Here is an 11,177-nt window from a genome sequence, read left to right as displayed (position 1 = left end):
AGATGTGTATAAGAGACAGGCCTCGAGCCCGCTGGAGGCTGCCGCCGGACCCCGTGTGTGGAGAGGCCGGCACGACGCAGACCGACGGCAGCCGCCGGCACGAGCTCACGGCTGGCCGAGCTGCACCGCCACCGCCCCGACCTTGTCCGTCTGCTGCTGCCAGCCCGTCCCCGTCGGCGCCTGCAACGATCCGTCCGCCGTGAGCACGAGGTAGCGCGAGAGCCCGCCGGCGCCGACGATGGTGCGGCCGCCTCCCGGCCCCGTCGTCGCCGTCTGCTCGCCGCCGATCGTCTGCTCCAGGATGCTCGTCGCGTCGCCGTTCGTGGCGTTGAGGACGGCGACGGTGAGCTCCCCCGTCCAGGCGACCGATCGCGGCGTGCCGGCGCCGACCGCGAGCTCCACCGGCTCGGTGACCTGCGTCGGGAGGCCGCCGGAGCCGCGCACGATCCCCGTCGCCACGAGGCTCGGCCCGGACGGCGTCGTCAGCAGGGCGACGAGCCGGGTGCCGTCGCGCGACACGGCGAGCGCCTGGATCGCGGTCGCGCCTCCCCAGTCCGTCTTGACAGTGTGGCCCTCGCCGTCGGCGCCGGCCACCTGCAGCGCGGCCGGTGCGGCGGACGGGACCGACCAGACGAAGCCCTCGGTGTCGATGGCGGGCGCGACGAGCCCCTGCCGGGCATCCACCCGGACGGGATCGCCGCTGCGGCGCACGAGGTAGGCAGCCCCGTGGGAGAGCACCGCCGCCTGGTCGCGCGACGGGGTCAACGCGACGGACGTCGGCTGCAGCGCCACCACCTTGTCGCTCAGGCCCGAGAGCGGCGTGACGCCGGAGCCGCTCAGCAGACCGAACTCGTCGCCGCGGTACACGATGGCGTGCGAGTCGACCGGCGGACTCTGGATCGGCACCGCGTTGTCGCTCGGCGGCGGGATCTGCTCCTGGTTGCCCTCGATCGAGAGCTGCACCGCCGGCGCCAGCGCACCGAGGCTCCGCTCGAGCTGGAGCTGCATGCGCTGGAGCTGAACCGTGTCCGCCTGCGCCGCCTCCGCACTGAGATCGACCCTCGCGACTCCGCCGGTCGTCGTCACCGAGGGCACGGCGAGCTCGGTGCCCTTCGGGAAGGCGGAGATCACGGCACCGGTCAGCCATTTCACGGGCCCGGCGAGGACCGCACTGGCCACGCGGGTGGCCGCGGTCGCCACCCGCGCAGGGAACCAGCGGGCGTCCGGCACGAGGTAGGTGTAGTCCGGGCTGTAGAAGTAGAGCGTCTGCTGCGTGTACACGGCACGGAAGGTGGGGTCGTCGATCACGACCCCGTCCGGCGCCACCGCGATGCGCCACTCCCCGTCCTCCTTGGCCAGCTCGTAGCGCAGCCCGACCGGACTGGTGCTGGTGACCGGGTGGTACGCGCCGACGGCGTCGACGTTGGCGACCGGGGTGACCTCCACGCTCCACTGGTTGCCCACGTGGTCGAAGGTGCGGTTGCGGCCGTCGTCGACGGTGACCGACTCGTCGGGGTTCCAGGAGGCCGCGGTCGACGAGGTGAGGTACTCGCGGGCGATGCCGAAGTTGTTCTTCGGGCTGGAGGCGGCGTCGATGAAGCCCTGCACGATCCGCTGCGGCGTCGCTCCCTTCTCGGGCGGCGACGGGTTGAAGTCGAGGTCGAGCTGGTCGTTCACCTCGGCGACCGGCCCGCCCTGGCGCACCGGGCCGGAGTCCGGGATGCTCGCGCACGCGGCGAGCACGAGCAGCAGGGCGGCGGCGACAGCGGCGATCCCGGTCCGCGCTGCACGCTTCGTGCGGGAGCGGCCCATCCTGACGCGCATCATGCGTGAGCCTCGCTCTCGGACGAGCGCGGCGCCGGCTCGCCCGCGTCGGCGGGAGGCAGCGGCAGCGGCGACGACGTGATCTCACGCCCGGTGACGCGCGGCAGGGTCAGGCGGAAGCAGGACCCCTGGCCCGGCGCGGACCACACCTGAAGCCAGCCCGAGTGGAGCGTCGCATCCTCCAGCGAGATCGCGAGCCCGAGGCCGGTGCCGCCGAGCGTGCGCTTGCGCGAGGGGTCCGCACGCCAGAACCGGTCGAAGACGTGGTTGACGTCCTGCGGGCTCATCCCGATCCCGTAGTCGCGCACGGCGAGCGCGACGGCCGTCTCGTTGCTGTCGATGGTGACGACGACCGGCGCGCCCTCGCCGTGCTCGATCGCGTTGCCGACGAGGTTCCGCACGATGCGGCGGATGCGGCGGGGGTCCATCCCGACGTCGAAGTAGCCGCCGGGCGCGTCGAGCCGCAGCTCGCAGCCGTTCTGCTCGGCGACCGGCCGCAGCTCGTCGATGACGTCCTCGGCGAGCCGCACCAGGTTGGTGGGCTCCGGGTCGAGCACCACCGAGCCCGCGTCGTACCTGCTGATCTCGAGCAGGTCGGAGAGGAGGCGGTCGAAGCGCTCGATCTGCGTGTGCAGCAGCTCGGCCGTGCGCTCGGTGGCGGGCGGGAACGACGACCGCTGGTCGTAGATCACGTCGCCGGCGAGCCGGATCGTGGTGAGCGGCGTCCGCAGCTCGTGCGACACGTCCGAGACGAAGCGCTGCTGCAGCTGCGACAGCGTCGCGAGCTGGTTGATCTGGCTCTGGAGGCTGTCGGCCATCCCGTTGAACGAGCGCGCGAGCGAGGCGAACACGTCCTCCCCCTTCTCCGGGATGCGCACCGCGAGGTCGCCGGCGGCGAGCCGCTCGCTGGTCTGCGCCGCGACGCGGATCGGCTCCACGACGAACCGCACGATGACCCAGGTGATCGCGCCGATCAGGAGGATCAGCGCGAGGCCCGCGAGCAGCAGCGTGTTCTGCACGAAGAGCAGCGTGTTCTCGGAGTCGCGCAGGTTGTAGCCCACGTACAGCTCGTAGCGCCCGTACGACGGCAGGTTCAGCTGGGTGCCGACGACGATGCCCGGGTCCGTGGCGTCGCCGCCCGCCGGGAGCGCGACGGACTGGTAGAACTGCTTGTTCCCGCCGTTCTGCACCTGCTCGCGGAGGCTGTCCGAGATCACCGGGTTGAGCGCGGGGCTGCCGCGGTCCGGCGGGGCCAGCACGGTCGTGTCCTGCCCCGGCACGCGATACGCGGCGACGAGCCGGCTGGAGGTGGAGGCCTGGACCGACTGGAGGGCGGTGTTCAGGAGGTTCTTGCCGCTGTCCGCCGACGACACATCGGAGGCGTTGAGCGTCGACTGCGCGGACGTCGTCGCCCGGCTGGAGTCGCGCAGCGCCTCGTCCAGCCGCGACTGGTAGAGGTCGTTGCTGATGCTGAGCGCCATGTAGACGCCGGTGACGAGGATCGCGATGCCCGTCAGCGCGAGCGTGATCGTGATCGTCCGCAGCTGGAGCGACCGCCGCCATAGGCGCGACACCCGGGACGGCGCCTGCCGCCACCACTCCCGGTCGGGCCAGCGGAAGCGCATGGGAGGCCTCCCGTCAGGTCGCCGCGCCGGCGCGGTAGCCGACCCCGCGCACGGTCATGACGATCTTCGGGTTGTCCGGATCCTGCTCGACCTTGGCGCGCAGACGCTGGACGTGCACGTTCACGAGCCGGGTGTCGGCCTTGTAGTGGTAGCCCCACACCTGCTCCAGCAGCATCTCGCGGGTGAAGACCTGCTGCGGCTTGGAGGCGAGCGCGAGCAGGAGGTCGAACTCCAGCGGGGTGAGCGCGATGCGGGTCTCGCCGCGCCGGACCTCGTGCGCCGCCACGTCGACGACGAGGTCGCCGACGCGGAGCTGCTCGGTGGGAGGCGCTGCCGGCGCCGGGCGCAGCCGCGTACGGATGCGCGCGACCAGCTCCTTCGGGTTGAACGGCTTCACCATGTAGTCGTCGGCGCCCGACTCGAGCCCCTTCACCACGTCCGCGGTGTCGGACTTGGCGGTCAGCATGATGATCGGGGTACCGGACTCGGCGCGGATGCGGCTGCACACCTCGATGCCGTCGAGGCCGGGCAGCATGAGGTCGAGCAGGACGAGGTCGGGCTTGGCCGAGCGGAAGGTGTCGACCGCCTGGGCGCCGTCCTCGCAGAAGACCGGGTCGAAGCCCTCGGTGCGCAGCACGATGCCGATCATCTCGGCGAGCGCGGTGTCGTCGTCGACCACCAGGATTCGGCTTGTCATGTCCCTGAAGTTCTCCTGAACCCCTCTCGGGCGGCCGGCGGCCGCAGAAGCAACGGGTCCAGCGTAGTCGAGTCGCCTGCGCCCGCCCCGAAGGCGGGCCGGGTGAGGGCTGTGCGGCGGCCGCGTGCGTGCTGTGGGTCTGCGTGCCCGGGTCTGCGTGCCCGGTTCCTGTGGAGAGCGCTGGCCCCTGTGGATGGCACAGTGCGGCCGTCCCTTCTGTGCCAGCATGGGAGCGGACACGACGGGCGGGGACGAAAGGGCACGGCGTGAGCGATCAAGACGACCGGTCGGCGGCGGGGCGGCAGGAGGCCGGGCAGCAGCCGGGGCAGCCTCCGCGACCGCGGTACGGCGAGTATGCGCCGGGGTATCAGCCGCCGCAGGGCGGGCCGTCGGCGCAGCCTCCGTACGGGCAGCAGCCCCCGCCTCCGTACGCGCAGCAGGTCCCGTACGGGCAGCAGGTCCCGTACGGGCAGCAGCCCCCGCCTCCCTATGGGCAGCAGCCCGGGTGGCAGCAGCCCGGGTGGCAGCAGCCCGAGTGGCAGCAGCCCGCGTGGCAGCAGGGCGCACCCCAGGGCGGACCGCAGCCCGGCTGGGCGCCGCCGCCGAAGCCCGGGCTCGTCCCGCTGCGGCCGATGTCGTTCGGCACGCTGCTCGGCGCGCCGTTCGCGGCCCTGCGCCGCAACCCGAAGCTCACCGTGGGGAGCGCGCTGCTCATCCAGAGCATCCCGACGATCGTCGTGTCGGTCCTCCTCGCCGGCGCGATGTACGTCCTCGTCGACCGGGCCGTCAACGCCGACGCGGGCGACCGCGACACGCTGATGGCGGGCGCCGTCGGCGGTGCGATCGTGCTCGGGCTGCTCTCCATCGTCATCTCGACGGTGTCCGGCGCGATCCTCCAGGGCGTCATCGTCGGCGAGGTCGCGCGCGGCACCCTCGGCGAGAAGCTCACGTTCGGCGCCGTCTGGCGGCTGATCCGCGGGAGGCTGTGGGCGCTGATCGGGTACACCTTCCTGCTCGCGCTCGCCTGGCTGGTCGTGCTCGGGCTGGTCGTCGCGATCATCGTGGCGCTGGCCTCCCTCGGCGGGACGGCCGGCATCATCGGCGCGGTGCTCGTGGGGTTCCTCGGCGGGCTCGGCCTCATCGCGCTCGCGATCTGGATCAACACCAAGCTCGCGATGGTCCCCAGCGCGCTGGTGCTCGAGCGGCTCCCGTTCGGCGCGGCCATCGCGCGGTCGTGGCGGCTGACCTCCGGCTACTTCTGGAAGACCTTCGGCCTGATCGCGCTCGTCTTCGTCATCGTTTACGCCGTGACGCAGGTGATCGCGACCCCGTTCGCGCTGCTCGGCACGATGCTCGGCGGGATCTTCGCGCCGACCTCGCTCAGCTCGCCCGACGAGTCGTCCTTCACCCAGCTGTTCGTGAGCCAGCTCGGCGTCAATGTGCTCTCGAGCGTGGTCGGCGCGGTCGTGGGGGCGATCGGGAGCGTCATCCAGACGGCCGCGGTCTCCCTGCTCTACATCGACCTGCGGATGCGCAAGGAAGGGCTCGACCTGCAGCTGGTCCGCTTCGTGGAGGCGCGGCAGACCGGGCAGGAGCTGCCCGACCCGTACCTGCAGCCCGCCCCGGGAGCGGCCCCGGCCTCCGCCCCCGCCGGCTGGCCGGGCGGCTGAGCCGGTGGCGTTCGACGCTGTGCGCCTCGACGCGGTGCGCCTCGACATCCCGGTCGACCCGACCGCTCCGGAGGCGCAGGACTGGCTCCGCCAGGAGCTCGCCAAGCCCGAGTACCAGGCGGCCAAGCCTACCTGGTTCGACATCGCGTCCAAGGCGGTGCAGGACTGGATCGGGTCGCTGCTGAACGGCCCGACCGGCGACGCCGGTCCCGTGCTGCTCGCCGTCGTCGTCATCATCCTGCTCGGCCTCATCGTCGCCGCGTTCCTCATCTTCGGCCGCCCGCGGATCAACCGCCGCGCCGCCGACCGACGGGCCCTGTTCGGCGCCGACGACCTCCGCACGGCCGACGAGCTGCGACGGTCGGCCGCGACCGCCGCGGGCGCCCGCGACTGGGTGCTCGCGATCGAGGAGCAGTTCCGCGCCATCGCGGTCGCGCTCGACGAGCGCACGCTGGTGACGGTGACGCCGGGCACGACGGCCACGGACTTCGCGACCCGCGCGGCGGCCGTGGCGCCGGCCGAGCGTGAAAGCCTGCGGGAGGCCGCGCGCGCCTTCGACGACGTCCGGTACCTCGACCGTCCCGGCTCCGAGGCCGGGTATCAGCAGCTCGTGGCGCTCGACCAGCGCCTCCAGCAGCTCCGCCCGGCGATTCCGGCGGTGGTGTCGTGACGATCACCACGACGCGCGCCCGGTCCGCGCCGGCCCGATCCGCCAAGGTCGGGCAGACCGCCCGCCGAGCGGTCCCGTGGATCGTGCTCGGGGTGATCGCGCTCCTGATCGCCGGGCTCGGTCTGCTGCTCACCGGCGGCGGCTCCTCCTCCGGGGTCGTGCTCGACGCCGCCAACGCGGGGCCGGTCGGCGGCAAGGCCGTCGCGCAGGTGCTCCGAGGCCAGGGCGTCGACGTGCGTGCAGTCTCCACCCTCGCCGAGGCGGAGGCCGTGGCGGGCGACGCGACCGTCCTCGTCTACGACCCGGCCGGCAACCTGCCCTCCGACGGCTACCGGTCGCTGGCGGATGCGGCCGCCTCGCTGGTGGTGGTCGAGCCCGGCTTCCAGACCCTGCAGGAGATCGCCCCGGACGTCCGTGCGGCGGGTGCCCCGGAGGGCGCCTCCACAGCGGGGTGCGACCTCCCGGCCGCCCGGCGCGCCGAGCGCATCGACCCGCGGCCCACCGACACCACCGAGGACTCCGCCCTCCCCGGCACCTTCGACGCCGACGGCGGCGCCACCGCGTGCTTCACCGACGGCGGCGGGGGCGCGTCGCTCGTCGGCACGACCTACCGCGGCGCCGAACTGTCGCTGGTCGGCTCGGCCGCCCTGCTGATGAACGACGGCGTCGACCGCCAGGGCAACGCCGCCCTCGCCCTCGGCCTCCTCGGCGAGCACCGCACGCTGGTCTGGTACCTGCCGGGGCTCGTCGACCGGCCGGTCACCGGACCGGCCGACATCGCGGCGCTGACGCCCGGCTGGGTGACGCCCGTGCTCCTGCTCGGGGTGGTCGTCTTCGTCGCCGCCGCGGTATGGCGCGGCCGTCGGTTCGGACCGCTCGTCGTGGAGAACCTCCCGGTGGTCGTCAGGGCGGACGAGACGCGCGAGGGCCGCGCCCGGCTGTATCAACGGTCCTCCGCCCGGCTGCGGACGGCCGACGCGCTGCGGATCGGCTCGGTCGGACGGCTCGCGAGCCTCGCGGGCCTCCCCCGCATCGCGAGCGTGGACGAGGTCGTGCTCGCGGTCTCCGCGCTCACCGGCCGCGACCGGCAGGGCGTGCGCCGCATCCTGATCGACGACATCCCCGCGACCGATCGCGACCTCCTCGCGCTCTCCGACGCCCTCGCCGCGCTCGAACGCGACACCGCCGCGGCCGTGTCGCCCCTGCCCCCGACCGGAAGAATGGACTCATGACCGATCTCAGCACCGGAACCGACACCGCCGGCCCGACCGCGCCCGCCGACGCGGCCGCCCTGCGCCAGACCCTGGCGCAGGTCCGCACGGAGGTCGGCAAGGCCGTCGTCGGCCAGGACGGCGCCGTGACCGGCCTCATCATCGCGCTGCTGGCGCGCGGTCACGTGCTGCTGGAGGGCGTGCCCGGCGTGGCGAAGACGCTCCTGGTCCGCTCGCTCAGCCAGGCGCTCAGCCTCGACACCAAGCGCATCCAGTTCACGCCCGACCTCATGCCGGGCGATGTCACGGGCTCGCTCGTGTACGACGCGCAGACCGGCGGCTTCGTGTTCCGCGAGGGGCCGGTGTTCACCAACATCCTGCTCGCGGACGAGATCAACCGCACGCCGCCCAAGACGCAGTCCGCCCTGCTGGAGGCGATGGAGGAGCGCCAGGTCAGCGTCGACGGCGTGAGCCGCCGCCTCCCGGACCCCTTCATCGTGGCCGCGACCCAGAACCCGATCGAGTACGAGGGCACCTACGCCCTCCCCGAGGCGCAGCTCGACCGGTTCCTGCTCAAGCTGACCCTCGACGTGCCGGAGCGCGACTCCGAGGTGGAGGTGCTGCGCCGCCACGCCGCCGGCTTCAACCCGCGCGACCTCGCAGCGGCGGGCGTCACGCCGGTGCTCGGCGCCGCAGAGCTGCACGCGGCCCGCGCTGCCGCAGCCTCCGTCGGCGCCAACGCGGACGTGCTCGCGTACATCGTCGACCTGGCGCGGGCGACGCGGCAGAGCCCGTCGGTCCGCCTCGGGGTGAGCCCGCGCGGCACCACCGCCCTGCTCGCGACCGCGAAGGCGTGGGCCTGGCTCTCCGGCTACGAGTCGATCACGCCCGACCACGTGCAGGCGATGCTCGTCCCGGTCTGGCGGCACCGCCTCCAGCTGCGCCCGGAGGCCGAGCTCGAGGGCGTGGGGGCCGACGCGATCCTGCGCTCGATCCTGCAGCAGGTCCAGGTCCCGATCTAGGCCAGGCCGATGACCCTCTCCGGACGCTTCGTCGCCCTGCTCGCGCTGGGCGCGGTGCCCGTCGTGCTGTTCGGCGGCGAGGCGGGCGGCGCATACGCGGCGCTCGGCGCCTGGGTGCTGCTGTGCCTGCTGCTGGGGGCGCTCGACCTCTGGCTCGCCGCCTCCCCGCGCCGCATCGCGGTCGAGCGCACGGTCCCGTCCCGCGTCCGCCTGGGCACGGAGACGGTCGCCGAGCTGCTGCTGACGAACATCGGCGCGCGCCGGCTGCGCGGAACCGTCCGGGACGCGTGGGAGCCGTCGGCCGGGGCGGTCGCGACGCGGACAGCCGTGGACCTCCCCCCGGGCGAGCGGCGGCGGGTCACCACCACCCTGCGGCCGTGGCGCCGGGGCGAGCGGCGCGTGGAGCAAGTGACCATCCGGTCCTGGGGGCCGCTCCACCTCTGGGCCCGGCAGGCGACCCTCGTCGCGCCGGGCCGGCTGCGCGTGCTGCCGCCGTTCTCCTCCCGCAAGCACCTGCCGTCCCGGCTTGCGCGGCTGCGTGAGCTCGACGGCACGACCAGCGTGCAGCTGCGCGGGCAGGGCACCGAGTTCGACTCGCTGCGCGAATACGTGCGCGGCGACGACGTGCGCTCGATCGACTGGCGCGCGACGGCGCGGAGGCTCGATCCGGTCACCGGCCACGGTTCGCGTGTGATGGTCCGCACCTGGCGGCCGGAGCGGGACCGGCGCGTCGTCATCGTGGTCGACTCCGCCCGCACCTCCGCTGCGCGGGTGGGCGACGAGCCGCGCATCGACACGGCGTTCGAGGCGTCGCTGCTGCTCGCGGCCCTCGCCACGCGCGCCGGCGACCGCATCGACTTCCTCGCCTACGACCGGATGGTGCGCGGGCGCGTCAGCGGTGCGAGCGGCCCCGAGCTGCTCTCGCGCATGGTCGACCGCATGGCCACGATCGAGCCCGCGCTCATCGAGCTGGACTGGTCGGCGATCCCCGCGCAGGTGTCCGCCCTGACCAGCCGCCGCTCGCTCGTGGTGCTGCTGACCTCGATCGACGCGCCCGGCGCCTCCCGCAGGCTGCTCTCGGTGCTGCCGCAGCTGACCCGCAAGCACCTGGTCGTGGTCGCGAGCGTCACCGACCCCGCCCTCGCCGCCGTGCACGAGCGGCGCGACCGCGAGGAGGTCTACCGTGCGGCCGCCGCCGAGCGCGCGCTGCTGGACGTCGCCCGCGTCACCGCCGCGGTGCAGCGACTGGGCGCGGAGGTCGTGACCGGGTCGCCCGCGGAGCTCCCGCCGGCGCTGGCCGACCGGTACCTCGCGCTCAAGGCGGCGGGGCGGCTGTAGGGCGGCTGCAGGAACGGAGGTGGTTCGCCGCGACACGCCGCCTCCTGGCTGAAAGCGGAGGTGGTGGGCCGCGGAGTCGGCGGCAGGCACCTCCGTTTTCGGCAGACCGGGGCGGGGCCCGTCAGCCGGCCACGACGCGGCGCGACCCGGCCTCGAACTCGGTGAGGTCGCCGGTCTCCCCCGCCCGGACCGCGCGCCGGCCGAGCACGAGCATGTAGGTCAGGAAGGCGGCGAGCGCCAGCGCGCCGATCGTGATCTTCAGCCACACCGGCAGCGGCGACGGCGTCACGAAGCCCTCGATCAGCCCGGAGACGAAGAGGCTGAGCGCGCAGCCGACGGCCACGGTGAACAGGGCGCGGCCGTCCTCGGCGAGCGCCTGCGTGCGGGTGCGCGCGCCCGGCGCGATCCAGGCCCAGAAGATGCGGAGGCCCGCAGCGGCCGCCACGAAGACGCTCGTCAGCTCCAGCAGCCCGTGCGGGAGGATGTACGAGAACATCACGTCGCCGCGCCCGTAGGCGAACATCACGCCCGCTGCGGTGCCGACCCCGACCGCGTTCTGGATGAGCACGTACGGCACCCACGCTCCGGTGATCCCGAACGCGATGCACTGCGCTGCGATCCACGCGTTGTTCGTCCACACCTGCCCGGCGAACGACGACGCCGGGTTGTTGGAGTAGTAGTCGATGAAGTCGTGCTCGACGTACCGCCGGAGGTTCGCGTCGCTGCCGAGGTTGCGGAGCACGTCCGGGTTCCCGGTGATCCACACGGCGTACAGGGTCGCGACGACGATGGTCGCGACGGCCACGGCCAGCACGATCCAGCGGATGCGGTACAGCGCGGCGGGCAGCTGCAGCACGAAGAAGCGGGGCAGCTGCGACAGGAGGTTGGCGCTCGTCCCCGTGAAGCGCAGCCGTGCCGACGCGAGCGACAGCGAGAGCCGGTCGCCGACGGCGGTGGAGCCGGCGCTCGTCTGGATGGCCGAGAGATCGGCCGCGCCCGACTGGTAGAGGTCGATCAGCTCGTCGGCGTCGCGCCCATCGAGGCGACGCTGCTTCGCCAACCGGGCCAGCCTGTCCCAGTCGGCGCTGCGGGAGGCCGTGAACGCGTCGAGATCCATCTG

At 73.5% G+C, this 11,177-nt stretch carries 9 protein-coding genes; 5 read left to right on the top strand and 4 right to left on the bottom strand.

The window, feature by feature from the left end:
- Window positions 1-105 precede the first annotated feature (105 nt).
- The 3 genes from ACR9ZG_RS00985 to mtrA are packed head-to-tail and all read right to left on the bottom strand — an operon-like array spanning window position 106 to window position 4,146.
- The gene (locus tag ACR9ZG_RS00985) at window positions 106-1,827 is read right to left on the bottom strand and encodes an LpqB family beta-propeller domain-containing protein (RefSeq protein WP_481282953.1); all 1,722 of its coding nucleotides are present in this window, start codon (window positions 1,825-1,827) and stop codon (window positions 106-108) included.
- Window positions 1,824-3,449 (bottom strand): MtrAB system histidine kinase MtrB, encoded by a 1,626-nt coding sequence (gene mtrB / locus ACR9ZG_RS00980; protein ID WP_481282952.1) that lies wholly within the window; start codon window positions 3,447-3,449, stop codon window positions 1,824-1,826. The genes ACR9ZG_RS00985 and mtrB overlap by 4 nt, the downstream gene beginning before the upstream one ends.
- A gap of 13 nt (window positions 3,450-3,462) precedes the next feature.
- The gene (mtrA, locus tag ACR9ZG_RS00975; protein WP_481282951.1) at window positions 3,463-4,146 is read right to left on the bottom strand and encodes an MtrAB system response regulator MtrA; all 684 of its coding nucleotides are present in this window, start codon (window positions 4,144-4,146) and stop codon (window positions 3,463-3,465) included.
- 266 nt (window positions 4,147-4,412) lie between these two features.
- Here mtrA and ACR9ZG_RS00970 point away from each other — a divergent pair, with 266 nt between their 5' ends.
- From ACR9ZG_RS00970 to ACR9ZG_RS00950, 5 genes are read left to right on the top strand one after another with little or no spacing between them, the layout of a single operon-like run.
- Window positions 4,413-5,816, top strand: coding sequence for a hypothetical protein (locus tag ACR9ZG_RS00970; RefSeq protein ID WP_481282950.1), 1,404 nt, complete (start codon window positions 4,413-4,415; stop codon window positions 5,814-5,816).
- A 4-nt stretch (window positions 5,817-5,820) separates the two neighbouring features.
- Window positions 5,821-6,486 carry a DUF4129 domain-containing protein gene (locus ACR9ZG_RS00965; protein WP_481282949.1) on the top strand — a complete coding sequence of 222 codons (666 nt, stop codon included), beginning with the start codon at window positions 5,821-5,823 and terminating at the stop codon, window positions 6,484-6,486.
- Window positions 6,483-7,718, top strand: coding sequence for a DUF4350 domain-containing protein (locus tag ACR9ZG_RS00960; RefSeq protein ID WP_481282948.1), 1,236 nt, complete (start codon window positions 6,483-6,485; stop codon window positions 7,716-7,718). Before ACR9ZG_RS00965 ends, ACR9ZG_RS00960 begins: the two co-directional genes overlap by 4 nt.
- Window positions 7,715-8,719, top strand: a complete 1,005-nt coding sequence (locus ACR9ZG_RS00955; RefSeq protein ID WP_481282947.1) for an AAA family ATPase — start codon at window positions 7,715-7,717, stop codon at window positions 8,717-8,719. Before ACR9ZG_RS00960 ends, ACR9ZG_RS00955 begins: the two co-directional genes overlap by 4 nt.
- A gap of 9 nt (window positions 8,720-8,728) precedes the next feature.
- Entirely contained in the window at window positions 8,729-10,057 is a 1,329-nt protein-coding gene (locus ACR9ZG_RS00950) for a DUF58 domain-containing protein (protein WP_481282946.1), read from the top strand.
- Window positions 10,058-10,178: 121 nt separating this feature from the next.
- On the opposite strand, the gene ACR9ZG_RS00945 is transcribed toward ACR9ZG_RS00950, so the two are convergent.
- The gene (locus tag ACR9ZG_RS00945; protein ID WP_481282945.1) at window positions 10,179-11,174 is read right to left on the bottom strand and encodes a stage II sporulation protein M; all 996 of its coding nucleotides are present in this window, start codon (window positions 11,172-11,174) and stop codon (window positions 10,179-10,181) included.
- Window positions 11,175-11,177 lie beyond the last annotated feature (3 nt).

This window comes from Leifsonia sp. KNZ12-8B (assembly GCF_056755495.1).
Note: the sequence above shows the minus strand (reverse complement) of the source record. Positions and strands in the feature narration are given on the sequence as shown.

Bases quoted from the DNA above. Each gene is read 5' to 3' on its own strand.
- ACR9ZG_RS00985 (WP_481282953.1), bottom strand. From the start codon at position 1,827: ATGATGCGCGTCAGGATGGGCCGCTCCCGCACGAAGCGTGCAGCGCGG.
- mtrB (WP_481282952.1), bottom strand. From the start codon at position 3,449: ATGCGCTTCCGCTGGCCCGACCGGGAGTGGTGGCGGCAGGCGCCGTCC.
- mtrA (WP_481282951.1), bottom strand. From the start codon at position 4,146: ATGACAAGCCGAATCCTGGTGGTCGACGACGACACCGCGCTCGCCGAG.
- ACR9ZG_RS00955 (WP_481282947.1), top strand. From the start codon at position 7,715: ATGACCGATCTCAGCACCGGAACCGACACCGCCGGCCCGACCGCGCCC.
- ACR9ZG_RS00950 (WP_481282946.1), top strand. From the start codon at position 8,729: ATGACCCTCTCCGGACGCTTCGTCGCCCTGCTCGCGCTGGGCGCGGTG.
- ACR9ZG_RS00945 (WP_481282945.1), bottom strand. From the start codon at position 11,174: ATGGATCTCGACGCGTTCACGGCCTCCCGCAGCGCCGACTGGGACAGG.